The organism is Mesorhizobium sp. M0029, assembly GCF_040323735.1.
Taxonomy (GTDB): domain Bacteria; phylum Pseudomonadota; class Alphaproteobacteria; order Rhizobiales; family Rhizobiaceae; genus Mesorhizobium.
This window is the reverse complement of sequence record NZ_JAMYVF010000002.1, coordinates 360,976-384,467: the sequence shown is the minus strand read 5'-3', so window position 1 is coordinate 384,467 and position 23,492 is coordinate 360,976. Positions and strand designations below refer to the sequence as shown.

The following is a 23,492-nucleotide window of genomic DNA, read 5'->3' as shown; positions in this document are numbered from 1 at the left end:
CTAGGTCAGCAACTGCCGGCAAATATCGATGAACGTCGCGGCCCAGCCGGCTAAAAGAGCGAAGATGGCGAGCCAGACGAAAAGCAGGAAATGCCAGTACATGGCGCATAATTCGACGCTGAGGCGAAGCCGTTCCGGCCGTGCCCCGTTCCAGGCGCCGGCGGTTGTCCTGCCCAGGCCCACCAGCCCTCCCACGATATGCAGGCCGTGCATCCCGGTTATCAGGTAGAAAAAACTGTTGGCCGGATTGGAGGCCAGAAAATAGCCATCGGCGGTCAGGTCCCGCCATGCCATGAGCTGCCCGATGAGGAAGGCGATCGCGGTGAGCCCAGCCGCAGCAAGGCCGAGCCTGACCGTGTCCATCTGGCGCTTGCGCGCCGCGATCGAGGCGCATTGCAGCGCGATGCTGCTCAGCACCAGCATGCCGGTGTTGAGCCAGAGCAGGCGTGGGATGGGTAGCGGCTGCCAGTCCGACAGCGCCATACGCATGAAGTAGGCGCTGGTGAACAGCGCAAACAGGCAGCCGACCACGGCGAGGAAGACACCGAGGCCAATCTTGGCCGTCGGCAGGCTCGATCGGTCGAAGGCGACAAAATCTCCTGCCACACCTTGCTCGAGCCATGGTTTCGCCATCAGCCGCTGATGCGAGAGCCACCAGCCGGCAAAGCCGGCGATCACGAGAAGGAAGACCAGGATGACGCTCATGCCGGCTCCCTGGAGGGGCCGAACGTGCCCGGCATGTTTTGCGGAATGAAGTCCTCCTTGGCGCCCGGCACGCTGTAGTCATAGGCCCAGCGATAGACGATCGGCAGATCCTTGCCGAAATTGCCATGCGCCGGTGGCGTCTGCGGCGTTTGCCATTCGAGTGTCGTGGCCCGCCATGGATTGCCACCGGCCTCGCGCCCATGGCGGATGCTCCAGATAAGATTGAACAGGAAAACGATCTGGGCGAAGCCGACGATAAACGCCATGATGCTGATGAACGAGTTCAGGTGATGCGCCGACTCCGTCATGACCGTCACGTCGGTCAGTTCGGCATAGCGCCGCGGCACGCCCATCAGGCCGATGTAATGCATGGGAAAGAAGATCAGGTAGGCGCCGAGGAATGTGACCCAGAAATGGAACCGGCCGAGCGTCTCGTTCAGCATCCGGCCGGTGACCTTCGGGTACCAGTGGTAGATCGCGCCGAAGATGACGACGATCGGAGCAACACCCATGACCATATGGAAGTGAGCGACGACGAACATCGTGTCCGACAGCGGGACGTCGACGACGACGTTGCCGAGAAACAGCCCGGTCAACCCGCCATTGACGAAGGTGACGATGAAAGCCATGGCAAACAGCATCGGTATGGTGAGATGGATGTCGCCCCGCCACAGCGTCAGCACCCAATTGTAGACCTTGATCGCCGTCGGGATGGCGATGATCAGTGTCGTGGTGGCGAAGAAGAAGCCGAAATAGGGGTGCATGCCGCTGACATACATGTGGTGCGCCCAGACCACGAAGCTCAGCGCGCCGATGCCAACGATGGCCCAGACCATCATCCGGTAGCCAAAAATGTTCTTGCGCGCATGCGTGCTGATCAGATCGGAGACGATGCCGAAGGCCGGCAGCGCCACGATGTAGACTTCCGGGTGGCCGAAGAACCAGAACAGATGCTGGAACAGGATCGGGCTGCCGCCATTGTGCTGTAGCTGTTCCCCCATCTCGACGACCGCGGGCATGAAAAAGGAGGTTCCAAGCGCGCGGTCAAGCAGCATCATCACGCAGGCGACGAACAGCGCCGGAAAGGCGAGCAGCGCCATGACGGTGGCGGTGAAGATGCCCCAGACGGTCAGCGGCAGGCGCATCATCGTCATGCCGCGCGTGCGGGCCTGCAGCACCGTCACGACATAGTTCAGACCGCCCATGGTGAAGCCGATGATGAACAGGATCAGCGAGACGAGCATCAGGATGATGCCCCATTCCTGGCCGCCAGGTGTGCCGGTCATGATGGCTTGCGGCGGATAGAGCGTCCACCCGGCGCCGGTCGGTCCGCCGGGCGCAAAGAAGCTCGACACCAGCACCAGCACGGCAAGGAGGTAGATCCAGTAGCTCAGCATGTTGACATAGGGAAAGACCATATCGCGGGCGCCGACCATCAGCGGGATCAGGTAGTTGCCGAAGCCGCCGAGGAAGAGTGCCGTGAGCAGGTAGATCACCATGATCATGCCGTGCATGGTGATGAACTGGTAGTAGGCCTCGGGGGTGATGAAATCGAACGTGCCGGGGAAGCCGAGCTGCAGCCGCATCAGCCAGGACAGCACCAGCGCGACCAGGCCGATGGCCGTTGCGGTCGCCGAATACTGGATGGCGATGACCTTGGCGTCCTGCGAGAAGACATACTTCGTCCACCAGCTGTGCGGATGGTAAAGCTCCATTTCCGCGACTTCGGCGGGCGGGACGGCATCTGCAGGCGTGATATCGACCATAGGCGGAGCACCTCCGTGCCCTTCAGCGGGACCCGACAGTTTCGAGTTTTGCCGCAACTTCTAGAGCTGACGCCGTCGCGTTGCCCGGCGCCTGTTCCACCGAGCCCGTCTGCTGCGGCGCCGACAACTGCGCGAACGTCTGCTGCTGGTCGAGCCAGGCCACATAGTCCTGCTCGGTATCGACCATGACGATGCCATGCATCATCGGGTGCCCCTGGCCGCACAGTTCGGCGCACAGAACCTGGAAGGTCCCGGTCTTGGTGGGGGTGAACCAGAAATAGGTGACCGAGCCCGGTATCATGTCCATCTTGGCGCGGAATTCCGGAACGTAGAAATCGTGCAACACATCGATCGAGCGCAGCAGCATCTTGACCGGCTTGCCGACCGGCAGATGCAGGTCGGCCGCTTCCACCACGACGTCGTCCTGGCCGTTGGGGTCCTTGGCGATCACGCCCAGCGGATTTTCAGCGGTGACGTCGCGGGTGTCGGATGTGCCGAGTTTGCCGTCCTTGCCGGGCAAGCGGAAGCTCCACTGCCATTGCTGGCCGACGACTTCGACCACGGTTGCGTCGCTTGGAACGTTGACGAACCGGCTCCAGACAAACAGGCCGGGAACCAGCATGGCGGTAACACCCACTCCGGTGACGATCGTCAGCCACCATTCGAGCCGCTTGTTCTCCGGTTCGTAGGCCGCCTGATTGCCTTCGCGGTGACGGAAGCGGAAAACGCAATAGGCCATGAATAGGACGACCGCGGCGAAGACAACGCCGGTAATCCAAAAGGTGATGATGATGGTGTTGTCGATATAGTCCCAATTCGAGGCAATCGGAGTCCACCACCATGGGCTCAGGAAGTGGAACAACACCGAGCCCACGACGATCAAAACGAGTACAACCACTATGGGCATGTCCCGTTCCTCCCGGTATTTCAGGGGGCGCGAAGCCGTCCCGGGAAAATACCAAGTGCATCATGCGTGATTTGCGATCGAAATTCTAGAGCCGGTTGTGGAAGGAGCGAAAAATTGCTTCTGCGGCGCCCGGACCTTGCTTCGTTGGTGATGTCGGAGCGACACCTGACCCCCCAAATCAGGGAGGGCAGGGGCTGGTTTGATTCGGCTTGCCTTGTTCCAGCGGGATCAAAGCGCCTTGATGATGATGCAGCCGGCCAAAAGCAGCACGACGCCGGCGAGCCGCATGCCGGAGACAAGCCGCTGCGGCAGGCGGAACCAGCCGAAGGTGTCGACGAAGATGCCGGCGACCTGCTGGCCGGCCACCGTCAGGCTGACGGCAGCTGCCGCTCCGATGACGGGGATGGCGGTGAACACGGTCGTGACATAGGTGGCGCCGGCAAAACCTCCGAGCCAGCCCCACCAGGGCATCGACGACAGGCCGGCGAGGCGAGGGCGGGGCGTCTTCGTCAGGGCAACCGCGATCAGAAGCACCGCGGCCATGGCCAGCATCGCCACCAGGAACGAGATGGTGCCGACCGCAAATGGCGCGCCGCCAAGGTCGTGCCGAAGCAAGGCGTTTATAGCGCCTTGCACCGGAAGCACGGCGCCTGCCAGCAGCGCCAGTCCGATCCACCCTGGTCTTGAGGATGCGGTATTGTCGGCCGCGCCCTTCTGTCCCAGAACGATGAGGGCAGCACCGGCAAGCACAACCAGCATGCCGAAGGCAGGCCCGGCTCGCAGTCCGGCTTCGGGGATCCCGAGCCAGCCGAACGTGTCGAGGGCGAAGGATGCAAGCATCTGCCCGGCGATGAAGAGCCCGACGGACACGACGGCGCCAAGGCGAGGGAACAGAAGAATGGTCGAAACGACGTAGAAGGCCGAAGCCATGCCGCCGATCGCATGCCACCATTCGGCTTGCCGAACGGCAAGCAGAGCCGGTGTCGTTCCGGTGAGGGCCGTGATCGACAACAGCACGATGGCGCCGCCCGCGAGCTGAAGCGTGGTCGCGGCAAAGGGTGAGCCGACCGCCTTTGAAAGTTGGGCATTGGCGCCGGCTTGCACCGCAAGCAGGCCACCGGCGACAAGCGCCAGAGGGATGAAGAGGATTTCCACGATCGTATTCCTTGAATGCGAGGTGCGGCGGCTAGGGCATGATCCCAAAAAGTGGGTGCCGGTTTTTGGAAAAGATCATGCTACAACAAAGGGTTAGGTCATGATGAGATTTCAACCAAATCTCATCATGATCTAAGCGGCAGCCGATGCTTCGGGCAGGGCGGGAACGGCAATGCCTCTGACAACTGCGGAGCGTCGGCCTATGGCGGCATACCAACGCGCCAGGTCTGGCGCGTCATCGAGGCTGAGGCCGAGCCTGGTGACGGCCGCGTTGATCCATGGCCATGTCATTACATCGGCGATGCCGTAGCTTTTGCCGACAATGTGCTCATGGTGCTTTAGCCGGCTATCGAGAACGCGGAAGACACGTCCGGTTTCGCGCTCAAAACGCTCGATCACGTAAGGGATTTTTTCCGGCGCGAAGACTTTGTAATTCCACAATTGGCCAAGCGTCGGGCCGACATGGGCCGCCTGGAACAAGGTCCAGGTCAGCGTATCGTCCGCTTCCTGCGCGCCCACCGGCTGAAGCTTGCCCGACCGTCGCGCCAGGTAGTGCAGGATGGCGCCGGATTCGAAGACCGTGCGGCGGGCGTCCCGGTCGACGATCACCGGGATCTTGTTGTTGGGATTGAGCGCCAGGAAATCAGGCTTGGTCTGGTCGCCCTTTTCGATGTCGACCAAGCGGACCGAGTAGGGCAGGCCGACCTCTTCCAGCATGATCGAGGCCTTGTGCCCGTTGGGTGTCTGGCAGGTGTAGAGTTCTATCGGCGTCATGGCTCTTCTCCGCGACCGTTCTTTCGTCGTCGGACTCCATATGGCGTGCGCGCATGCGCAGATCGACATGCCGATTCGCCCGCTTGCTCTGCGTTTTTGCACAGTGAAGCGTCATTTGACTCGCAGAGCGCAACGCTTTCTCTTATCTTTCTGCAAGAATGCACAGCTCACGCGATATCGACTGGGAAGATCTGCGCATGGTGCTGGCCGTCGCCGATGGCGCTTCGCTGGCGGCGGCGGCTCGGATCCTGGGCGTGAACCACACGACTGTGCTGCGGCGCGTCAACGCCTTCGAGGCGCGGCTGGGTATCCGCCTTTTCGATCGGTTGCCGACTGGTTATGCCCTCACCCCGGGCGGCGAGGAACTGCTGGGCGCGGCACGCACAATGGCCGAGACGGTCAATGAACTGGCGCGCAAACTGTCGGGGCAGGATCTCAGGTTCGAAGGCAGGTTGCGGGTCACCACCACCGACACGCTGATGGCGTCGGTGCTGCCGCCGATCCTGGCGGCGTTTCATAAGCTCCATCCCGGCATACGGGTCGAGGCGATGACGCAGAATTCCATCGCCAACCTGACGCAAAGGGATGCAGACGTGGCGATCAGGCCGGTGTCGCAACCGCAGGAAATCCTGGTGGGCCGGCGCATTTCGGGCGTCGCCTTCGCCGCCTACGCGACACGTTCCTACGCCGAAATGCTACCCCCGGAGCCGAGACTGGGTGCGCTGCACTGGATCGCGCCCGACGACAGCCTGGCCAACACCGGCGTCGCCCGCTGGATGCGGTCGTCGCTGCCCGATGTCGAGATCGCCATGCGCGCCGATTCCCTGGTGACGATGTCGCATGCGGCGGGCGCCGGTATCGGGGTTGCGGCGCTGCCCTGTTATCTCGGCGACAGCCTGCCCGGGCTTGTAAGGGTCGGAGGGCTGATCGAGGAGATTGGCTCGGCGCTGTGGGTGCTGGTGCACGACGATTTGCGCCGCACGGCGCGCGTCCACGCCTTCACCAAATTCGTCTCCGGCGAATTGCAGCAGCGGCGCGACCTTCTTGAGGGCAGGCTCGTCGCCGTAGCTTGAGACGCACGCCAGCTGACGCGCGGGCTCAGCTCCGCAACAGGTTCCCAAGCTCGGCAACCGTCATCACGCGCCCGAACACCTTGCCTATGATGTCGAGGGTTGCATTGTGCGATGCCTCGTCCAGTCCGCCATTGGCGTCGCTGATGAAAGCCACCTTGTAGTCGCGCATGAAGGCGCTCCGCGCGGTGGATTCGCAGCAGATGCTGGTCACGGTGCCGACGATGATCACCGTGTCGACCCGGCCTGCGCCACGGATGTTGCGCAACACGGTCTCGAGCTGCGTGTTGTGGAAGGCATCGTAGCGGTGCTTCTTGATGACGACATCCCCAGGCAAGGGCGCAAGCGCGGCGACGATTTCGGCGCCGGCGCTGCCTTCCCGCATGCCTTTGGTTTTCAGCTTCGGCTGATAGCTGGTTTCCAGCGGCGAGATATCGAAATGGTCGCTGAGCACATGCTGGGTGTAGATAACCGGGACGCCTTGCGCGCGGCAAAGCTCGACCACCTGCCGCATCGCCGGAATGCGATGGCGGGCCATGGCCACTTCCATGACGGCGCCCTCATCGACGAAGTCGCTTTGCATGTCGATGACCAGGAGGGCTGCGCGTTGCTTGTCGAACGGCCATGGTTCGTCGCCGGGCTGGGGCATTGCGTGTTTCCTGTTTCCGACGTTGATCAGGTGAGCAGCAGGCTCTTCATCGAGACATCGCAATTCCTGCCGATGACGATGTGATCGTGGATGGATGGAGAGATCAAGGTCGTGGCAATCTCGCAGCGAGTTCCGGGATTTGTTTGGGCGACTTGACGCGTCCTCGCTTGGCCTACGGGTCGATGACCGCGATCGCATCGATCTCTATCAGGTAGCCGGGAGACATTACAGCTATCCCGACCACCATGTTTGCTGGCTTGTGATCGCCGAACAGCTCGATCTGGGCCGCTTCGATGATCGGCACGTGTTCGTCGCGTTTGTAATCGACGATGTAGATCGTGATCTTGCAGACTTGCTCAGGCCGAGCGCCGGCGGCAGCAAGCGCTCGGCCGAGATTCCCGAACGCCAGGCGCGCCTGGACTGCGAAATCACCATGGCCAACGAGCTTGCCGTGTATGTCTTCTGGCTGCTGGCTCGAGACGAACACCAGCTTGCTTCCTGTCGCAACGACGACCTGGGAGTACATTTCCGGAATCGGCAGATCATTTGGATTTATGCATTCGAGCGTCATTGAATAGATCTCCTGCAATGGTTGACGGGAACTGGCTGCTTCGTATTCGCGAGTCTACGACATTGTCGCCGAAGCGGGCGCTTCCGTCGCAATATCACTTCTACACCGCAAGCGTGGGCGTTTGAGCCAAGCCGGAATGTTGCTGATTGGCTCGCGAGCGGTGGCGTTTGGGATGACGGCACCGGCGCCCATCAGGCTCAGATCAGCAGCAGGCCCTTCATCGAGGCGTTGCCTTTCTTGCCGATGATGATGTGGTCGTGGACGGCGATGCCGAGCGGCTTGGCGCTGTCGATGATCTGCTTGGTCATTTCGATGTCCGCACGCGATGGTGTCGGATCGCCGGAAGGGTGGTTATGCACCAGGATGACGGCGCTGGCCGATAGTTCCAGCGCGCGCTTGATCACTTCGCGCGGATAGACCGGCGTGTGGTCCACGGTGCCGACCTGCTGTACCTCGTCGGCGATCAGCACGTTCTTCTTGTCGAGGAACAGGATGCGGAAATGTTCGCGGTTCTCGAACGCCATCGCCGAGCGGCAGTACGCAAGAAGCTGCGTCCAGTTGGACAGCACCTCGCGATCGCGAACCTCGGTCCGCGCCATGCGCTGCGCGGCAGCGGCAATCACCTTCAGGTCGACCGCCACGGCGGGGCCGATGCCCTTCACCTCCTGCAGCAGCGCCACCGGTGCGCCAAGCACTTCGCCAAAAGTGCCGAAGCGCGCCAAAAGCGCCTTGGCGATCGGCTTGGTGTCGACGCGCGGGATCAGGCGAAACAGCAGCAGTTCGAGAAGTTCGTAGTCGGGCAGGGCGTCTGCGCCGCCGGCAACGAAGCGCTCGCGCAAACGGTCGCGATGGCCGTGATAGTGTGGCTTCTCCGTCGATTTGTCTGTTGGTGCCTTGTCCTTCGCCGGTGGTTCAAGCCACCGCTCGGAGAAGAACCCCCGTTCGTCGTCACCGCTGTTCCCCATCCATCCCCCACACTCCCCGAAGGCTTCGACGGCAGATTAGAGCGGTAAGCAGCGCGCGGTCGAGTTTTTTCGGCGACGGCGCCTCAAAGCTGCGGCTTGAGGCGATCTTGTTTTCAGCTGACCGGCGGCAGGCCGGGGCGGTCGAGCTTGTTTGGCGACAGGGTGAAAATCTCGCAGCCAGTTTCGGTGACGCCGATCGTGTGTTCGTACTGCGCCGACAGCGAGCGGTCGCGCGTCACCGCCGTCCAGCCGTCCGACAGCACTTTCACATGCGGCCGGCCAAGATTGATCATGGGCTCGATGGTGAAGATCATGCCCGGCCGCATCTCGACGCCTTCCGAGGCGGTGCCATAGTGCAGGATGTTGGGTGCGTCGTGGAACAGCTGGCCAACGCCGTGGCCGCAGAAATCGCGCACCACTGAGCAGCGCTCTGCCTCGGCATAGGTCTGGATGGCGGCGCCGATGGCGCCGGTGCGGGCGCCGGGCCGGACCGCCGCGATTCCGCGCATCAGGCACTCATGAGTGACTTCAAGCAGGCGTTCGGCGGCGCGCTTGATGGTGCCGACGGGATACATGCGCGAGGAATCGCCGTGCCAGCCGTCGAGGATGTAGGTGACATCGATGTTGACGATGTCCCCGTCCTTCAACGGCTTGCTGTCTGGAATGCCGTGGCAAACGACGTGGTTGATCGAGGTGCAGGACGATTTCGTGTAGCCGCGATAATTGAGCGTCGCCGGCAGCGCGCCTTGGTCCATGCCGAATTCGAAGACGAAACGGTCGATGGTCTCGGTGGTGACACCCGGCTGGACCATCGGCACCAGTTCATCAAGGCAGCGCGCGGTGAGATCGCAGGCCTTGCGCATGCCGGCAAATCCTTCTTCGCCGTAGAGGCGGATCTGGCCGGTGTTCCTGAGGGGTGCCGTGGCGGCGTCGAGATAGGTGACCATAGTGTCCGTTTGCCTGTAAGCGGGCGGCGCATACCAGCCCGTTAGAAAATTTCCTCAGATTTGGCACTGCAAGCCGCAAGGTTCAAGGAAGAACTGCCGGCAATGGACTGATACTGGCGATATTCCTGGCTTGCGCGGCCGCTCAGATGACATCCAGGTGCGCGATCTCCTCCGAATGCCGAGATCGCACTGACGACACATTTTCGCGCAAAAGCAGCCAAAGCAACTTTTGACGACGAACGGCGTTGCTGTGGTCGACGCCAGTTCGGGAGATATAGAATGGACAGATTGCAATTCGAGGTGCCGGTGCGCATCGCGCCCGCGCCCGGGCTGCCGGTAGAGGAAATATACAGCGTCGAACAGGCGCTGGATATCCTGCATGACTGGCCAAAGAAGCGACAGGGCAAGGTCTATGAAGCGGCGTTCAATGCCTGCTTCGGGGCCACGGTGGATGTAGTCAGGACAGAGGACGCATGGCGCGCCTTCATGGCGTTTTGCCGGGTCAGTGGCCTGCTGGCCAGGGACATGATGGTTACGGCCAAGCGCGCCGGCGAGGCGAGGGGCCTGAGGGTCTAGAGTTCTGCTTGGCCTGGAGGCCGGCCAACCGACTCGTTCCAATCGGCGCGGACTCCGCGGCGTTAAGGTTCCGTTTCCGACTTCACAGCTAGGCATGAGCCATAGAGCAGCGTCTGATTCGTTGCGTCGGTTTCATGGTGCAGAACATGTCTTCAGCCAATGTGCGTACCTTCCCGCTAGATCGGCAGACCGTGCTGGTGCGCGAGGTCGCCGCAAGGCTGGGCAGACTGCACGGCGACACGGCCACGTCGTTCTGGAAGGCCACGGCGCGCGAACTCCTCGACAAGGCGGTCGCAGCCGGCAGCGATGCAGCTTCGGCGGCCAACGATGTCCGCCGGTTTTTTGCCGCGGTCCAGGACGAGATGCATTTCAAGGCGGACGATGCCGCACCGGGGCAGCGCCGGACGCGCACCCGCCCCTAGCCTCAAACAGAGCACACACGCGCTCATCATTGTGTGGCCAACCGTGGACCGGTCTTGGCGTCGACGAATCTCGGGCCTTGCGCTGTCGATCGTGCCGTCCCAGCCACGGCGAGCGCCTTGTTGAACGCGGACCGTCACGCCGGAGAACCTGCCTGACGGATGGCTTTTGCAGATGGTGGGATCGAGGCGGTTTAGCGCAGGCGTCGGCCTCTCGGCGATCCCTGTGCCGGTCCGGTCCGAATCGGCTATGCCTGCGCGATGCAGGAAACGTCTCTCTATATCCCGGTGAAGCGGTTTCTCGAGAGCCTGGAATTCACGGTCAAGGGCGAAGTCGGCCACTGCGATATCGTGGCGGTGCGCGACGGCGAGCCGCCTGTGCTGGTCATCTGCGAACTGAAATTGCAGTTCAACCTCGAACTGGTGCTGCAAGGTGTCGATCGCGCCGCGGCATGCGACGAAGTGTGGCTGGCGGCGCGCATGTCGGCGCGTGGCAAGGGCCGCGAGCACGACCGCCGTTTTCGCGCGCTGTGCCGGCGGCTCGGCTTCGGGCTTCTGGCTGTCAGCGGCAAGGGGGAGGTCGAAGTGCTGCTCAGCCCGGCGGCTCTGCCGCCGCGTCGCGATCCGAAGCGCCGCTCCCGACTGATGGAGGAACACCGTCGCCGGCGCGGCGATCCGGTGGTCGGCGGTGGCTCGCGCGCCCCGATCATGACCGCCTACCGGCAGGATGCGCTGGCCTGCGCCGCAGCCATGACCGACGGGCCGAAACGCCCGCGCGATCTGAAAGCGATTTCGCCACGCGCGCCCAGCATCCTCTTGGACAATGTCTATGGCTGGTTCGCGAGGGCCGAGCGCGGCGTCTACGCGCTGACCGAAGGCGGCCATGCGGCGTTGCAGCGCTGGCCGCAGGTAGCCCACGACCAAGGGTGAGTGGCCGGAGATTGCCGCGAGCAGGCGCCGAGGGAAACCTCGGCACGGCAGCCGCTGTTCGCCGTCTCAACCGATTCGCCGCGCCACCGTTCCAGCCGCTGCTAGTACGGCGGCGGCCGCGAGGCTTCTTGTTTTCCTGAAAGATCTGGTACGCCCAAGGGGAATCGAACCCCTGTTACCGCCGTGAAAGGGACGATATAATACGCGAAAGTTGTTCGCCCCTGTTCGCTGGTGTCCATAAATATCAATATCTTGCTGGATTTCTGTTCGCGCTTGTTCGTTGGCATTCGCCCATGTATATTTGACGTATATTTGACGGTTTGGCAAGCGGGGGCGACATGTCGAAGACGGTGGCGAGTTCTCTGTTCACTACGAGGGAGGCGAGAAAAATCCTCGAGCTGGGTGTTCACTGGCGCGCCATCGATCCGGACACGCACCTTGGATATCGCAAGGGAAAACGGGCCGGGAAACGGGCAGGTGTGTGGCTTGTCCGGTGGCGAGTCGGCAAAGGATATAAACAGGCGCCCCTTGGAGCGGCTGATGACATCATCACTAAGGGAACACTGGATTATAAGGCGGCCGATAGTGCTGCACGCACACTGGTAGAAAAGGAACGGACCAGAGAAAAGGTCATAGCGGCGGGCCCCGTACTGACCGTTGGGGACATTGTAGAGCAATATGTCTCCGGCCGAGACCAAAGGCTTTTGAACCGGGTCGGTCGACAGATGCGCTCTGATGCCGGCCAACGCCTTCGACGGTATCTTCTCGGCCAAGATGGACGTGGCAAACAAGATGCCATCCCGGCTGCCGCGATATCGAAGATTGAATTCCACGAACTGAGTGAGGACGATCTTTTTGGATGGCGCGACGGCTTGCCGCGCAGTCTGAAAGGAACAACCGTGCGGCGGCTCGTCAATGACCTCAAGGCGGGTTTGAATCGCGGTTACACCTTGAACAAGAAGCGGTTGCCCGCAACAGTCCCGGCAGTCATCAAAGGCGGCCTTGCGACGCCCAACGCCGATGACGACCAAGCCGAACCGGTGGCACGCGAAAATCAGATCCTCAGTGATGCTGAAGTTGATCGTCTGATCATAGCTGCGAAGCAGATAGATGCAGAGGATGGGTGGGATGGGGACCTGTTCAGGCTGATCGTGGTATTGGCTAGAACCGGTGCAAGATTTTCGCAGGTTGTCCGCATAAGGGTAAGGGACTGCCAGGCTCTCCCAAAGCCGCGCATACTGATACCCGCAAGCCGTAAGGGGCGCGGGGGACACGCCGGCGCAACTCTGTTCCCTGTGGACGCCGATATCATCAGCATGCTTCTGCCCGCGACCACCGCACGAGATCCAGACGCCATACTATTGGAGCGCTGGCGGAGCCGGCAGGTTCCCGGTGCGATACGCTGGGAGAAGTCCGAGCGTGGCCCTTGGACGGCCTCAGCCGAATTCGCGCGGCCTTGGAAATTGATTGTGGAAAGGGCAGGGCTGCCGGGAACCATTCCCTACGGCTTGAGGCATAGCAGCATCGTAAAATGCATAAGGGAAAACCTGCCTATTCGTCTTGTCGCCGCCAATCACAACACGAGCATTGTGATGATCGAAAAACACTACAGCGCCTGGATTTCTGACGGCCTTGAAGACATGACCAGAGCGGCGATTGTGCGGCCGCTTCCTCAGGAAGGAGACTCGAATGTGGTGCGGCTTCCCGCCGCGCGGTGACGCCGTCGAAGCCGCCGTCGAGTTGTTCGCTGGTGTACGCGCATCGTTGACAGTAAATCCATCAACCCATATTGGAAACTGACACAGGCGAGCCTTCGGAGTTCGCTGCCGGGTCGAAACAGGAGCACCCGGTGAATCGCCTTCAGGGCATAGCCCGCAACCAAAAACAGTTTGTTTTAGGGGTTGCGGGTATTCGTTTTCCGCCACCTCTTTTGGAGGTTGGTGGTGAAGACGAGAAATCAAATCCCGAATGTCAAGATTGATCTTGAACAGGTCGCTCCCGTTTTTCGGAAGCCGGCCTATTCGGTTCTGGAATTCCTGAAAATCCATCCAATAAAGAGGACCGCGTTTTATCACGAGGTTGCCGCCGGCCGCTTGGTAGTCCGCAAGCAAGGCTCCAGGACAATCGTGACGGACAGCGATTACCAAGCGTTCCTTGACGCGCTTCCGAGGGTCGATCCGAAAGACGTCGATCTAGAGGAGGGCGAGTAAATGCCCCGCGTCGATTTCGAATTGGTCGAGCGCGTCGCCGATCTTGTGGCCAAGAACTTTCATTCCTTCGACCGACCGCTGGTGCCAAGCATCTGTCGCCGGCTTGGCGTCGAGAATGTCGTCGCCATCTACGCCATCCGCCGCGCCGCAGAGATCCGCGCCGAGCAGGCCAAGGGGGCGGGGCATGGCGGCAGCAAATAACCGCCGACCAGGGGCGCAATCCCGGTCGGCGAAGTCATTTCAGGAAAATGCTGGATCGCAGGAATCTTATTCAGAAGGCGATCTCGATGCAATCCCCGCGGAGACTCTGGCCGAAATGGTCCGGCTTTATCGAGCCGGATTTTCCCTTTTGCCGCTCGGCGGTGAAGACGGGAAAGCGGCGACCTTTACCTTCAAGGATCGCGCACGGGCGCCCTTGCTCAGTGTCCAAAACAGAATGCTTGCAAGCAAATCCAAAGCCTTCGGTATTAGGCTTGATGGCATGCTGGTTCTCGATGTCGACACCGAGACTCCCGAGTCAACCGATTATGTGCGCAAGCACTTCGGCCTCTCTCCGGTCCAGACCAAAACCAGGCGGGGCCGGCACTACTTTTTCCAATATACAGGCAAGCCGCTTCCTTCGGTTGAACTCCCCGGTATCAGGATCGATTTCAAAGCGGGTGGAAACGAATATGTCGTCGGTCCGGAATCGATACGCGTCGATGGGGTCAAATACGCCCCGGTCAAACGGCTTATATCTATCGCCGCACTGCCGTCATTTGTGGATCAACGCGGCGCCGAGCGTCACGAGGCCGGGACTGGGACCGGAACCGGTAAAATTCCTGTTGGGAAGCGCAACAAGACGCTGTTCAACAAGGCGCTGGAATACGCTCGCTATATCGCAACCTATGATGATCTGCTGGCCGACCTTCTGGCATTGCGCACAATCATTTTGGAAATGCCCTCCGATTTTCCAGATTCCGAAGTCAAGAAAATCGCGAAGATGGTCTGGAAATACAAGATCACCGGAAACCTCTGGCAGGGGCCAAACTCAGCCGTGATAATCCATCGTGCCATCATCAAGCGACTCCTTCGCCGCAAGCACGGCTGTGACGCCTTTTCCCTCTATTCGGTGCTGGTAAGCAATCACGGTCACCTCCCAGGAAAGCCGTTCGCTATCGTGCCTGACGCGATGGCCAGGGCAGGGCTGATCCCGCTGGGGAGGAACAGTGTGATCCAGGCAAGGGACATCCTGATCGAGGAAGGGTTGCTCGTCAGGGCCGGGAAAAAGGGAATGGCAATTCAGTATCAGCTACCTACAGGGGGAGGGTGTAATAATTATATTGAATCCCAATTCGGGACTATAGGAGACGCGGCATGAAACCCCGTCAACTTGACCTCTTTGCCTGGGCGGAAAATAGGCCGACCGCGAAAATCATTTCCATATTTCCGAAGCTCGCCGCCAAACTTTGGGTCGAGATTAATGCCGGCCATTTCGAAAATCCCATAATTAAATCGCCGGCCGGCGGAAATGTTGAAAGCCTGCGCCGCCATGGCAATGGAGGCGCCAACCGATAAGCCAGACCGAAAAATCAAAAACCCAAAAATCAACAAAACAAAAGGAGCGGAACGGAAATGAAAAATGAGCACGAAAAAGACTGGCAAAAACACGAAATCGGCGGCGCCGGATAAATCCAAGGTCTCCACCGCCAAGACCGCGAAGCAGCGGAAAGAGGAATGGAAAGAGCGGAAGGAAAGAGGCGAGGCCGTATTCCCCCTGACCCTCAAAGTCGGAGAGGCCCGAGATGCATTCCTGACTGCTGGCGTATTGCCTGAATGGGACTGCGAGGATCCGAAGGAAATTGGCGAGATCGCATCTCGCATCGTGAAAGCTGTAATCAGGTTCGTGAGCGGCCATGGTAAATTGCCCTTCGATCTAGACACAGTCAGTGTCAGGACACTTGTGGGGTTGCCATCCGACCCGTTCGCCAGCTGTCACCGCGAGCGGTCGCGGAACGCGTTCCAGGTCACCGATCTATGGTCTGCTATGTTCAAGCCTCATCCTACCGGAGGCTTAATCGTGAACGCATTGACGAGTCATCTCAATCGCCAAGACCTTGATGCCGTGCTCAGACTGGCAAGAGCTTTGACCAAGGCTGAGAACAACGTTGGTTCTGCTCACATCGATGATCCCGAATTCTTGCAAGACGTCGCCGATGTGATCAAAGCAACGGTCGAAAAAGAAACCAAGTCGTTGGCAAACCGCGTTCGTTTGCTCGAACTTGCGACGGGCCCGCAAAACGATGCCAAGCGTGGCGTTGCGAAGGCCCGCGCCACCAAGGTGAAGCTATGACCCCGTCGCAGGCAATTGCATTCGCCACTGAGGCGCTTGGCAAGGTTCGCGATAAAGTTCTTGTCGACTACGAAGCCACCCTCAAGAAGCAGGACATCAACGAACGCGAAATCAGCGTACGTCTCGCCACCCATCGGCGGCAGATGGAGACCTGGTTCCAGCGTTCGATTGAAGGGATCAAGAAGCGTTACCCAGTCCATTGAAACCTGTCCTTAGCCTGGGCGTTTCCCCTTCCTCCCAGGCTCACTGGCCGCCGCGCTGTGACGCCAGCGTGGCGGCGCCTCCATTACCACACGACGTGCGCGGCGGGGGATAGTCGGGTTGTATCATTGATGTGTTCACAACCGCAGATTGCTTCATTCAGGCACTTTTTTTATTGCGAAAGGTGCGATTCCGCGACTTGGAAAGATTAATGACCAAGGCCAATCCCAAAACCCATGAATTTCCGGCACCAAGATGGATGACGCGCACCGAAAAGCTCGAGTCTAAGAGGCTGAATTCGATCCGAAAAGCCGCCGGGAATCCAATTATGGAAACAGATGTCATACCGATCTGCGATCTGGTCAGCGCCCGTAGCCGCGTCACTGCCCTGCGTGGGCTATTCAAGCGGGCGATGGTGGCCTGCCGGGATAGTGATTTCGAGTCGAGCCAACGTCATCTGCTTGCAATAGCCCGCGACATCGACAGGGCGACGGCAGCCGCGCAAAAGATGGCCTCAAAATTGGGGATCTAAGCCTGTTTCCGACCGTTTTGTCTTTGGCAAGCCCTTGCTGGCACGATCGCAATATTGATATCAAAGACGGGCGCACTCAATTGGTATTTGCGAGCTACCAGTTGTGCTGGCTCCGCGATAGTGCTCTTCTGTTCAAATTATTTTGGAGGGGCAATATGAAAACTACGATTCTTGCCGCCGTGGCGGCTTTGACTATGTTGGCTTTTTCGATCGATACCTTCGCGCACGGCGGAGGCACCGATTCCAATGGGTGCCACACCAACCATAAAACTGGTGAGTACCACTGCCATTGATATCAGGGCCAAACTGCGTGATTTGGATGGCGTGCGCGTAGGCATATACGCGGCGCCTAGATAGCAGGCGCTGGTGCTGGTCTTCATGGGGGCGCAGATGAGAATTCGAACGGTGATCCACCTGGGGACATTGATGCTTGCGGCGTCATTGGCCACGCCGTGTTTTGCGCAGGAGACTTTCGGAGGAAATGACTGCACCGAAGATTGTTCCGGCCATAAGGCGGGCTACGACTGGGCAGAGCAAAACCAGATTTCCAACGAAAGCGACTGCAGTTCAAACAGCCAATCATTTAATGAGGGCTGCCAGACCTTCGTCGAAGACCCATCTCGCGGTTCGGACGAAGACGATGAGGGCGAAGAGATTGACGACTGAGATGGCAACGCTGATCCGGACAAGGATCCAGCCGGCGGTTTCCCGTCGTGTATGCGCGGTCGCTTTTGGTGTGGCATCTTTCATCGGCTGCGCTCATGCCGAAGACGCGTGCGACCAAAACTACACAGGGGCCCGGGTTCCAATAGCGAGCGACGTCGATTTCTGTGCCAGATCAGGGCTGGGTAGCGTCTGACGCCAAGAAAACCCGCCGTGCGTGCGCAACAGCGGGTTTTCATAGTCACGGCTACATCCGAAGAATCGACCGCTTAAGGTAGAAATGTGTGGTTGTCGCTGCGGTTCCATACAATTTTAGTTAGCTGTGCCAGATGCCGACGTAAAAAAGCCCGTCGCCTTAATTGGCAACGGGCTTGAGCTATGGGGTTGGTCAGGAGGGCAAAATGTGGACCCGACAACACGATGCGCCACGCCTCATGATCGAGGCCTTACCGAACCGCGACAATTCGAACGATGTTGTCGACCTGTGGTTAACTTTGCTGACCCCGGCTCATCGGCAGGGAGAAGACGTGATTTGACAAGGCCGAACACCCGATCACGATGCGACGGCTTGGGTGGGCGCGACATGCAAGTATGCAAAGACATGATGTGGTGCCGCCGAATCGGCGCACAGTTCGAGACACCGGAATTCGTCGCCGAGATCGGTGCCCTGCTTGATGACGCCTTTCCCAATTATGATTTCACGATCACCACTGTATGCAAGTTTCGGGATGACAGCTTCGTTTGATCCCGCTGCTCGGCAGCGTCGGCGGCGAAAGCTCCGTTTTAGCGGCTTACCCGGATATGACGGCAATGCAGGAGATCGGCCTTGTTCTGTTCAAGCACATTCATCGGCCATCGCCGTCGCGACATTAGTCGCCGCACGTCGGCTCCAATCACCATGAATTGCCTTCGCATCAAAATCCTTGTGTGAAATGGTAAGGCATTGAGCCGCGTTGAGGGGCCGGCGATGCCGTTGGAACGTTACCGTGGGGTATTCGAACCCGAGGATCTGGACTTGCTCCAGCGGGTGCTCGACAAACTGTGCGGCCAGCGCGGGATCGCCCGAGACGACAGTGAACAAAAGGAAGCCCTGGCTTGGGGAGTCATCCTCCTTTTTCAGAATGGCATAACCGACGAGGCGGAACTGCTGCAGCGTGCAGGTTGCGCTGAACGCTAATGCCCACCTTTGAGAAGCCGTGCCTCACGAAGTAGGGAATTCCAGTCGGTGCCGATCAGTTCGATAAGCTGACGTGATTGCTCTACCGAAACACCTGTTTCTTTCGCCAATCGTGCGGCGAGTGCTTCCACCTCAATTCCTTGACGCTGTTTTTCCATAAGCCTGCTCCGCAACCCCAACCGGTTTGCGGCAGCAAGGTTCCCGGACCTCCAGCTCACCGTCTGCCTGGCGGCTAATCCTTTGGCGCTTCCGCGACGCTATTGTCTTCGCGCTGACGTTGACGAAGGCGCTTCAGCAATTCCCGTGAGGCTTGGATCGCCCTGCGCGATTGATCCAAGTTCTGGCGAAACGTGGCGGGTTCCGCCATGGACTTCTGCCACCTCAGCAAGGTGGCCGTCGTAGTCGCAGCGGCCGCGCGAGCGATATCTATGGGCGTTGTAACCATCACATCCTCCCAAAAAAGGCAATGGTAAACACCACATTAATAAGCCGGCCGACGCCCTCGCTGCAATAAAGAATGTTGTACGAGTTTTACTCAATGGCGAGGCACATTGCCATGCGACAGCCTCATCGCCGGCCCCTTCCACACCTCAAACAAAAACCCGCTGATCGAAGTCAGCTAAAGCCGCACAACCTTGTCGAGATGCAGGCGTATCCGCTGGCCTTCCGCGAAGGACAGGGCGAACGATTCCAAGCCAAATGATCGTGTAATTTCCTGGTCAGTTTCAATGATGCGAACGACCCATTCGCCACTGGCTCCGACCACTTCCACGCGAGGCAACGCCTTTCGGATTGGCACCAGGTTGTCCACCGCATCCTCCCTACAAAAAGCAATGGCAAGCCGATTTAAGACCTTGGTAGTTGGGATTTCAATAGCAGATGCTTTCGGATCGGACGAACCATCCTGGATGGGCAGTACGAAGGCTGGCGAATGGCTAACTTGTCATGCCACCTCAGTCAGCCGGACCCTCGGGCGGGAGCCTCCCGTGAGATAGCCTTTGCTTTAGGTCGTTGGCATTCAGGATAGCCGCCAGCTCTTGGGCATACTCCATGTCGGGAAGGTCGACAGATGGGTGGCCCGCTACAATAGGGCGATTGACACAATTTCGATTCCAAAGCGGCCGCCACTCAAGAAGGAAAAGCGCGGACCCGACCAGGTTGCAGCCGCCGGGCGGACCCGACAGCTTCATGGTCGAATGGATCGCTGCCGGAGGCCTTAGGGCGTGGCCGGCGACAGCTTGGCGGCTACTTGATCGATCTTGTCGGCAAGCACGCCGTTGGCCCAATCTGTCACCTCAGGGTCAACGGGCTTGTTGGCCATCTGGGCAAGAGCTGCATCGAGCGATGGGACGTTGGCAGCGGCGTCAGCGGCGGCGGCCTGAGCATCGGCGGCGGCCTGGGTGGCGTCATCGAATGCTGTCTGTGCTGCATCGAGGTCGGCCTGCGTCGGGACATCTTCGGGCGGGGTATTCGGGTCAGCTGCTTTCGCGTTCAGCGCGTCGAGCGCCGCTTTGGCGTCGGTAACCGCCTGATTAGCGGCATCGAGCGCCGATTGAGCGTTCTTGGCTATTGCCGACTGTGTCACAAAAGCCTGCACGCCAGCAAAGTTCTTGCTCTTGGAGTGCATAAAGGCGTTGGCGTTGCGCTGCAGCGAGTTCAACCGGCCCAGCTTGGCATGGATATTCTTTTCCTTGGACACTGAACCGGTAGCGGCCTTGGCGACCTGGCCCTTAGCGGCCTGGCCCTTGGCGGATGCCGACTTGCCGACCGAACCGCCGCCTACGCCATTGCTGCTAGTATTACCCTTTCCTCCGCTATTTCCGTTGCCGTTGCCGTTACCGTTACCATTGCCATGGCCGTTACCACCGCCATGGCCGTTGCCACCAGCAGCCAGGGCCGGCGACACCAGAAGCGCGAACACCGCAAATGCAGCAAAAAGGGTCTTTCGGGATGTCATAATTTCCTCCGACATTGCCACCGCCACTGAGCGGTATAGGGGGCAACATGAGGAATCGCTAACGCAAAGGGTAAACTTAGATATAGCTGTGCTTTCATGACGAGAACGAAGCGGCCGGCCTGCGCAACGTAAACCGGCATAAGTCTTTGAAATCGCTAAAGCCCTATCAACGTCTTTGGGCCAGTTCGCCTTCAAAACTCAAAGGTCTTACACGCCTCAGACCAAGGTCTTAGGCTGAAGTTTACCCGGCACTCAAAGCTTGACGGCGTGGCGGCCTAAGGTAGTCGGCCCGTTCTCGGGAGAAAAACAAAAAGCCCGCCGACCGGAGCCAGCGGGCTTGTGTTGCAGAGCGCTCGTTAGGTCATAATGGGTCAGGCACGACAACAACACTAGGTGACCCTCCCGCCGTCACTGCGCTGAGACGCCCACTCTTGGTCAGCACTGGCTTCTTGTATTCTTTCTTCATTGCAGTCCCTCTCGATATCAATTTCGCCAAAGGCCATGGGCCAAGTTTGTCCCTCAACGCGAAAATGCGGTTAGCCCGCCACGATTGTCAACTAGAGACGCTGAGGTAGCCGCCGAGCGAGGGCCATGGGGCGGCCCGCGCGGTCAGGGCGGAGCGCGCCACCATCGATGCTGCAAATGTAGCCGGTTGCCATTGCCTGCTAACGAGCGCACACTGTTGCGGTCGTCTCGAAAAATCAAAAACAAACAGGCACGAGGCGCTTGGGAGCGATCATCAGGCTTTCGCCCGACCAGGGAGAAGGCCCATGCCGACACCGGCAGAGATCCGGCTCATTTATTTGATGGGCCAACTCGCTCACAACCAGAGCATCGTTTCCAAGCAAGATATAGTCGTTGGTTTGCTGAATCACGAAGGCAGTCCAACGACCGACGCCATTAGCCTTTTGGCGAGCATGCACCACACCCTGCAACGGGCCCGCCAGAGCTTACACGAGGCGGAAGCGGTATATCGAGTCAGATATGCGGAGTAGCGAAAATGCAAAGCTCGCGTACACAGCCGCAGAGTTCGCCGAAAAACACGGTTTGACATTGAAGGCAGCCGAAATCATCTTGTCCGTGAACGGCTCCTCACGTGTGGCTTGCGATGCAGCAGCACGCGCATTCAAAGAAGCGGTAGCGCACCGACAACACAGCAATGACAGAGAACGATGAAAAGCCCGCTGACATCTGGGGACGCCAGGCTTGTGCAGGCATGGCCCGCGCTTGCTTCCGAGCGCGGGCCGACCATGATGAGTGAGGGGCCATCTTGGTCACCGGCAGGGACCGCTGCAGAACGAGCCGGGTGTGACCGAACAGCCTCAGAGCGGGAATGTTCCCGCCGACACAAAAAGCCCGCCAGCATGAGCCGGCGGGCAATCGGTCTGGAGTAGCTGGAGCGAGCCAGCAAAATGTCAACGAGCGGCGGAGGGGTTGGTGGCGTTGAGCACCGCTCTAGGCGCTGGCTTGCCCGGCTCCGTATCTATTTCGCCGCCCGGCAGCGAAAAGGTTGTGAACCCATCGCGGCGCGCACGCTCGCAAACGGTTTGCGGCCCCCATTGGCACAAGCCTCATCGATCTTTATAACAGCCTAGAGCAATAGCTCAGGGGCGTCAGAACCCTTCACGCAGCGGCGCAAGAGCAGCCGTCACCCGCTCTCTCCGACCTGGTCGGGGAGGCCGCGGCGCATGTCCAGGGCGAAAGCCTAAAGGCTGCGGCGCATCTCCTGCGTGAGATGTTCTGAACTCCCCGATCAAGGTCAGGGGAGTGGTATGAAAAATCTCGTTTTCGCGTTCGTTGGCCTCGCGGCCGCAATTTTCGTCGGCGAATTCATCTGGACATCGGCCACAGGCGTCTACCAACGGTCGGTATCGGAAAAGCAGGCTAAGAGGGATGAGTTTGATCACATCGTCCTGGAACGGACGATCCTGCTCTGCAGACAGGCGGGGTACGATCCGGCGGCGTCTTTCTGCCAATCTGCGAGGGCTACATGTGTTAAGGACGGGTCGAGGTTTCCCGATCTCTGCTAGTTGCTCGTTGCTCAGTAAGGGGTGTCCCGTGAGGCTCGCCGACCGTCTCCGGGCGACGGCGCGCTGATCCGAGAACCAGCGGCGTGCCTAGGAGGAGTCAGGCAAGCATAACCCGCCCTTTGCCGGCACTTGCCAGTCCGGTCCTTGACAGCGCGCTCAGCCGAACGCTGTTTATGATTCGAAGGGTAGCGCCCTCCTTCACAGCGTTGGCGAAGCCGATCAGATCGAGCTCGCTGTAATGGCCGGCGTCAATCTCTGCCGATCCTCCTGACTTAAGTATGCCCTGCATCTCAAGGGCTGAAACTCTTAGGGCCATTGTTGTCTGCCTCGCTGAAAGCACAATCGGGGCAGCAAATCACTGAAAGCGATCTTGAGCAAGCCGAGTACAGCGAACTGTCCCGGGGTCGGGTTTCCAATCCCGGTTCCCTTGCTCTACAGACTTGACCGGATCCGATACAGTGTCCGATTTGGTGTCACCGATGGCTGCGCTCTGATCCGAGGCCGCGAATGTCCAGTTTGCAACCATCATCAGTTGGGACAAATACGAACGTTGTTCGTATTCTGCGACCCGAGTCGGGGACGCGACCTCACGGCGCACAGGGAGCTGCAAAATGGCAATGGACGACACCTGAGCCGACGAAGGAGTCGCTTCTGCCTTGGGCATCACAGTTGACGAGCTTGCACAGCTCGACTGCGATATTACTGAGAATTCAAGCGAAGACGGCACGCTTTACAGTTACATCGTCACGATCCAACACGGCGGGCCGCCGCATATCATAGACAGCATAGATGGTTTGGATCCTGCTACGCTCTCCATCCACATCGATGCAAACGTCTTTGATGAGCCAGACGGACCAGCAGAGGACTAAAGCTGCCCCCCCCAAGCCCGACAACTGGCCGCGTCCGGCGAGATCGGCAGAGGGAATGCGACACAGTGTCGGATTCGAAGGTGTATC

Annotated in this window: 30 protein-coding genes; 18 read left to right on the top strand and 12 right to left on the bottom strand. The window is 59.6% G+C overall.

Annotated features, from left to right (window positions below; all coding sequences use genetic code 11):
* The 5 genes from NKJ76_RS05145 to NKJ76_RS05125 form a co-directional block, all read right to left on the bottom strand.
* Positions 1 to 705, bottom strand: coding sequence for a cytochrome c oxidase subunit 3 (locus tag NKJ76_RS05145; RefSeq protein WP_023681632.1), 705 nt, complete (start codon positions 703 to 705; stop codon positions 1 to 3).
* Positions 702 to 2,471, bottom strand: a complete 1,770-nt coding sequence (gene ctaD, locus NKJ76_RS05140) for a cytochrome c oxidase subunit I (RefSeq protein ID WP_023681631.1) — start codon at positions 2,469 to 2,471, stop codon at positions 702 to 704. Before ctaD ends, NKJ76_RS05145 begins: the two co-directional genes overlap by 4 nt.
* 22 nt (positions 2,472 to 2,493) lie before the next feature.
* Positions 2,494 to 3,378 carry a cytochrome c oxidase subunit II gene (locus tag NKJ76_RS05135; protein ID WP_352536912.1) on the bottom strand — a complete coding sequence of 295 codons (885 nt, stop codon included), beginning with the start codon at positions 3,376 to 3,378 and terminating at the stop codon, positions 2,494 to 2,496.
* Between the two features lie 228 nt (positions 3,379 to 3,606).
* Complete coding sequence (locus NKJ76_RS05130) at positions 3,607 to 4,533, bottom strand: DMT family transporter (RefSeq protein ID WP_352536911.1); 927 nt, start codon at positions 4,531 to 4,533, stop codon at positions 3,607 to 3,609.
* 132 nt (positions 4,534 to 4,665) lie between these two features.
* The gene (locus NKJ76_RS05125) at positions 4,666 to 5,307 is read right to left on the bottom strand and encodes a glutathione S-transferase family protein (protein ID WP_031203521.1); all 642 of its coding nucleotides are present in this window, start codon (positions 5,305 to 5,307) and stop codon (positions 4,666 to 4,668) included.
* A 158-nt stretch (positions 5,308 to 5,465) separates the two neighbouring features.
* Here NKJ76_RS05125 and NKJ76_RS05120 point away from each other — a divergent pair, with 158 nt between their 5' ends.
* Positions 5,466 to 6,380: a LysR family transcriptional regulator gene (locus NKJ76_RS05120; protein WP_352536910.1), complete on the top strand. Its 915-nt coding sequence runs from the start codon at positions 5,466 to 5,468 to the stop codon at positions 6,378 to 6,380.
* 25 nt (positions 6,381 to 6,405) lie between these two features.
* Here the strand turns inward: NKJ76_RS05120 and NKJ76_RS05115 are convergent, their stop codons facing one another.
* The 4 genes from NKJ76_RS05115 to map form a co-directional block, all read right to left on the bottom strand.
* Positions 6,406 to 7,026 carry an isochorismatase family protein gene (locus NKJ76_RS05115; protein WP_352536909.1) on the bottom strand — a complete coding sequence of 207 codons (621 nt, stop codon included), beginning with the start codon at positions 7,024 to 7,026 and terminating at the stop codon, positions 6,406 to 6,408.
* A 172-nt stretch (positions 7,027 to 7,198) separates the two neighbouring features.
* On the bottom strand, positions 7,199 to 7,597 hold the full coding sequence (locus tag NKJ76_RS05110) for a RidA family protein (RefSeq protein ID WP_352536908.1): 399 nt from the start codon (positions 7,595 to 7,597) through the stop codon (positions 7,199 to 7,201).
* 197 nt (positions 7,598 to 7,794) lie between these two features.
* On the bottom strand, positions 7,795 to 8,562 hold the full coding sequence (gene radC, locus NKJ76_RS05105; protein WP_352536907.1) for a RadC family protein: 768 nt from the start codon (positions 8,560 to 8,562) through the stop codon (positions 7,795 to 7,797).
* A 113-nt stretch (positions 8,563 to 8,675) separates the two neighbouring features.
* Positions 8,676 to 9,509: a type I methionyl aminopeptidase gene (gene map / locus NKJ76_RS05100; protein ID WP_352536906.1), complete on the bottom strand. Its 834-nt coding sequence runs from the start codon at positions 9,507 to 9,509 to the stop codon at positions 8,676 to 8,678.
* Between the two features lie 279 nt (positions 9,510 to 9,788).
* Here map and NKJ76_RS05095 point away from each other — a divergent pair, with 279 nt between their 5' ends.
* From NKJ76_RS05095 to NKJ76_RS05025, 15 genes are all read left to right on the top strand, one after another.
* Positions 9,789 to 10,085 carry a DUF982 domain-containing protein gene (locus NKJ76_RS05095; protein WP_023688240.1) on the top strand — a complete coding sequence of 99 codons (297 nt, stop codon included), beginning with the start codon at positions 9,789 to 9,791 and terminating at the stop codon, positions 10,083 to 10,085.
* A 146-nt stretch (positions 10,086 to 10,231) separates the two neighbouring features.
* On the top strand, positions 10,232 to 10,507 hold the full coding sequence (locus NKJ76_RS05090; protein ID WP_023725693.1) for a DUF6074 family protein: 276 nt from the start codon (positions 10,232 to 10,234) through the stop codon (positions 10,505 to 10,507).
* 258 nt (positions 10,508 to 10,765) lie between these two features.
* The gene (locus tag NKJ76_RS05085) at positions 10,766 to 11,434 is read left to right on the top strand and encodes a DUF2161 domain-containing phosphodiesterase (protein WP_023667651.1); all 669 of its coding nucleotides are present in this window, start codon (positions 10,766 to 10,768) and stop codon (positions 11,432 to 11,434) included.
* Positions 11,435 to 11,772: 338 nt separating this feature from the next.
* The gene (locus tag NKJ76_RS05080; protein WP_352497786.1) at positions 11,773 to 13,152 is read left to right on the top strand and encodes a site-specific integrase; all 1,380 of its coding nucleotides are present in this window, start codon (positions 11,773 to 11,775) and stop codon (positions 13,150 to 13,152) included.
* Between the two features lie 225 nt (positions 13,153 to 13,377).
* Positions 13,378 to 13,644, top strand: coding sequence for a hypothetical protein (locus tag NKJ76_RS05075; protein ID WP_352497785.1), 267 nt, complete (start codon positions 13,378 to 13,380; stop codon positions 13,642 to 13,644).
* Positions 13,645 to 13,845, top strand: a complete 201-nt coding sequence (locus tag NKJ76_RS05070; RefSeq protein ID WP_352497784.1) for a hypothetical protein — start codon at positions 13,645 to 13,647, stop codon at positions 13,843 to 13,845. It abuts the gene before it with no gap.
* Positions 13,829 to 15,004, top strand: a complete 1,176-nt coding sequence (locus NKJ76_RS05065; RefSeq protein ID WP_352536905.1) for a bifunctional DNA primase/polymerase — start codon at positions 13,829 to 13,831, stop codon at positions 15,002 to 15,004. The genes NKJ76_RS05070 and NKJ76_RS05065 overlap by 17 nt, the downstream gene beginning before the upstream one ends.
* A complete protein-coding gene (locus NKJ76_RS05060) occupies positions 15,001 to 15,201 on the top strand; it encodes a hypothetical protein (RefSeq protein WP_352536904.1) in 201 nt (66 codons plus the stop codon). Before NKJ76_RS05065 ends, NKJ76_RS05060 begins: the two co-directional genes overlap by 4 nt.
* A 64-nt stretch (positions 15,202 to 15,265) precedes the next feature.
* Complete coding sequence (locus tag NKJ76_RS05055; protein WP_352536903.1) at positions 15,266 to 15,976, top strand: hypothetical protein; 711 nt, start codon at positions 15,266 to 15,268, stop codon at positions 15,974 to 15,976.
* Entirely contained in the window at positions 15,973 to 16,179 is a 207-nt protein-coding gene (locus NKJ76_RS05050; protein ID WP_352536902.1) for a hypothetical protein, read from the top strand. Before NKJ76_RS05055 ends, NKJ76_RS05050 begins: the two co-directional genes overlap by 4 nt.
* A 209-nt stretch (positions 16,180 to 16,388) precedes the next feature.
* Positions 16,389 to 16,709, top strand: coding sequence for a hypothetical protein (locus NKJ76_RS05045; protein WP_352536901.1), 321 nt, complete (start codon positions 16,389 to 16,391; stop codon positions 16,707 to 16,709).
* A gap of 155 nt (positions 16,710 to 16,864) precedes the next feature.
* The gene (locus NKJ76_RS05040; RefSeq protein ID WP_198023167.1) at positions 16,865 to 17,002 is read left to right on the top strand and encodes a YHYH domain-containing protein; all 138 of its coding nucleotides are present in this window, start codon (positions 16,865 to 16,867) and stop codon (positions 17,000 to 17,002) included.
* Positions 17,003 to 17,075: 73 nt separating this feature from the next.
* Complete coding sequence (locus NKJ76_RS05035; protein WP_348528045.1) at positions 17,076 to 17,375, top strand: hypothetical protein; 300 nt, start codon at positions 17,076 to 17,078, stop codon at positions 17,373 to 17,375.
* A 580-nt stretch (positions 17,376 to 17,955) separates the two neighbouring features.
* On the top strand, positions 17,956 to 18,117 hold the full coding sequence (locus NKJ76_RS05030) for a hypothetical protein (protein ID WP_352536900.1): 162 nt from the start codon (positions 17,956 to 17,958) through the stop codon (positions 18,115 to 18,117).
* Positions 18,118 to 18,339: 222 nt separating this feature from the next.
* Positions 18,340 to 18,549 (top strand): hypothetical protein, encoded by a 210-nt coding sequence (locus NKJ76_RS05025; RefSeq protein ID WP_352536899.1) that lies wholly within the window; start codon positions 18,340 to 18,342, stop codon positions 18,547 to 18,549.
* Here the strand turns inward: NKJ76_RS05025 and NKJ76_RS05020 are convergent.
* The 3 genes from NKJ76_RS05020 to NKJ76_RS05010 form a co-directional block, all read right to left on the bottom strand.
* Complete coding sequence (locus NKJ76_RS05020; protein ID WP_352536898.1) at positions 18,546 to 18,707, bottom strand: hypothetical protein; 162 nt, start codon at positions 18,705 to 18,707, stop codon at positions 18,546 to 18,548. The two genes, NKJ76_RS05025 and NKJ76_RS05020, sit on opposite strands and share 4 nt — an antisense overlap.
* A 461-nt stretch (positions 18,708 to 19,168) precedes the next feature.
* The gene (locus tag NKJ76_RS05015; protein ID WP_352536897.1) at positions 19,169 to 19,360 is read right to left on the bottom strand and encodes a hypothetical protein; all 192 of its coding nucleotides are present in this window, start codon (positions 19,358 to 19,360) and stop codon (positions 19,169 to 19,171) included.
* A gap of 405 nt (positions 19,361 to 19,765) precedes the next feature.
* A complete protein-coding gene (locus tag NKJ76_RS05010; protein ID WP_352536896.1) occupies positions 19,766 to 20,521 on the bottom strand; it encodes a hypothetical protein in 756 nt (251 codons plus the stop codon).
* 755 nt (positions 20,522 to 21,276) lie between these two features.
* Between NKJ76_RS05010 and NKJ76_RS05005 the strand changes: the two genes are divergently transcribed.
* Entirely contained in the window at positions 21,277 to 21,501 is a 225-nt protein-coding gene (locus NKJ76_RS05005; protein ID WP_352536895.1) for a hypothetical protein, read from the top strand.
* Positions 21,502 to 23,192: 1,691 nt separating this feature from the next.
* Positions 23,193 to 23,405, top strand: coding sequence for a hypothetical protein (locus NKJ76_RS05000; RefSeq protein WP_352536894.1), 213 nt, complete (start codon positions 23,193 to 23,195; stop codon positions 23,403 to 23,405).
* The last annotated feature ends 87 nt before the right edge of the window (positions 23,406 to 23,492 follow it).

Coding starts and splice junctions, on each gene's coding strand:
- NKJ76_RS05145 (WP_023681632.1), bottom strand. CDS start 705: ATGAGCGTCATCCTGGTCTTCCTTCTCGTGATCGCCGGCTTTGCCGGC.
- ctaD (WP_023681631.1), bottom strand. CDS start 2,471: ATGGTCGATATCACGCCTGCAGATGCCGTCCCGCCCGCCGAAGTCGCG.
- NKJ76_RS05135 (WP_352536912.1), bottom strand. CDS start 3,378: ATGCCCATAGTGGTTGTACTCGTTTTGATCGTCGTGGGCTCGGTGTTG.
- NKJ76_RS05125 (WP_031203521.1), bottom strand. CDS start 5,307: ATGACGCCGATAGAACTCTACACCTGCCAGACACCCAACGGGCACAAG.
- NKJ76_RS05120 (WP_352536910.1), top strand. CDS start 5,466: ATGCACAGCTCACGCGATATCGACTGGGAAGATCTGCGCATGGTGCTG.
- NKJ76_RS05115 (WP_352536909.1), bottom strand. CDS start 7,026: ATGCCCCAGCCCGGCGACGAACCATGGCCGTTCGACAAGCAACGCGCA.
- NKJ76_RS05110 (WP_352536908.1), bottom strand. CDS start 7,597: ATGACGCTCGAATGCATAAATCCAAATGATCTGCCGATTCCGGAAATG.
- radC (WP_352536907.1), bottom strand. CDS start 8,562: ATGGGGAACAGCGGTGACGACGAACGGGGGTTCTTCTCCGAGCGGTGG.
- map (WP_352536906.1), bottom strand. CDS start 9,509: ATGGTCACCTATCTCGACGCCGCCACGGCACCCCTCAGGAACACCGGC.
- NKJ76_RS05095 (WP_023688240.1), top strand. CDS start 9,789: ATGGACAGATTGCAATTCGAGGTGCCGGTGCGCATCGCGCCCGCGCCC.
- NKJ76_RS05090 (WP_023725693.1), top strand. CDS start 10,232: ATGTCTTCAGCCAATGTGCGTACCTTCCCGCTAGATCGGCAGACCGTG.
- NKJ76_RS05085 (WP_023667651.1), top strand. CDS start 10,766: ATGCAGGAAACGTCTCTCTATATCCCGGTGAAGCGGTTTCTCGAGAGC.
- NKJ76_RS05080 (WP_352497786.1), top strand. CDS start 11,773: ATGTCGAAGACGGTGGCGAGTTCTCTGTTCACTACGAGGGAGGCGAGA.
- NKJ76_RS05070 (WP_352497784.1), top strand. CDS start 13,645: ATGCCCCGCGTCGATTTCGAATTGGTCGAGCGCGTCGCCGATCTTGTG.
- NKJ76_RS05065 (WP_352536905.1), top strand. CDS start 13,829: ATGGCGGCAGCAAATAACCGCCGACCAGGGGCGCAATCCCGGTCGGCG.
- NKJ76_RS05060 (WP_352536904.1), top strand. CDS start 15,001: ATGAAACCCCGTCAACTTGACCTCTTTGCCTGGGCGGAAAATAGGCCG.
- NKJ76_RS05055 (WP_352536903.1), top strand. CDS start 15,266: ATGAGCACGAAAAAGACTGGCAAAAACACGAAATCGGCGGCGCCGGAT.
- NKJ76_RS05050 (WP_352536902.1), top strand. CDS start 15,973: ATGACCCCGTCGCAGGCAATTGCATTCGCCACTGAGGCGCTTGGCAAG.
- NKJ76_RS05045 (WP_352536901.1), top strand. CDS start 16,389: ATGACCAAGGCCAATCCCAAAACCCATGAATTTCCGGCACCAAGATGG.
- NKJ76_RS05040 (WP_198023167.1), top strand. CDS start 16,865: ATGAAAACTACGATTCTTGCCGCCGTGGCGGCTTTGACTATGTTGGCT.
- NKJ76_RS05030 (WP_352536900.1), top strand. CDS start 17,956: ATGCAAGTATGCAAAGACATGATGTGGTGCCGCCGAATCGGCGCACAG.
- NKJ76_RS05025 (WP_352536899.1), top strand. CDS start 18,340: ATGCCGTTGGAACGTTACCGTGGGGTATTCGAACCCGAGGATCTGGAC.
- NKJ76_RS05020 (WP_352536898.1), bottom strand. CDS start 18,707: ATGGAAAAACAGCGTCAAGGAATTGAGGTGGAAGCACTCGCCGCACGA.
- NKJ76_RS05010 (WP_352536896.1), bottom strand. CDS start 20,521: ATGTCGGAGGAAATTATGACATCCCGAAAGACCCTTTTTGCTGCATTT.
- NKJ76_RS05005 (WP_352536895.1), top strand. CDS start 21,277: ATGCCGACACCGGCAGAGATCCGGCTCATTTATTTGATGGGCCAACTC.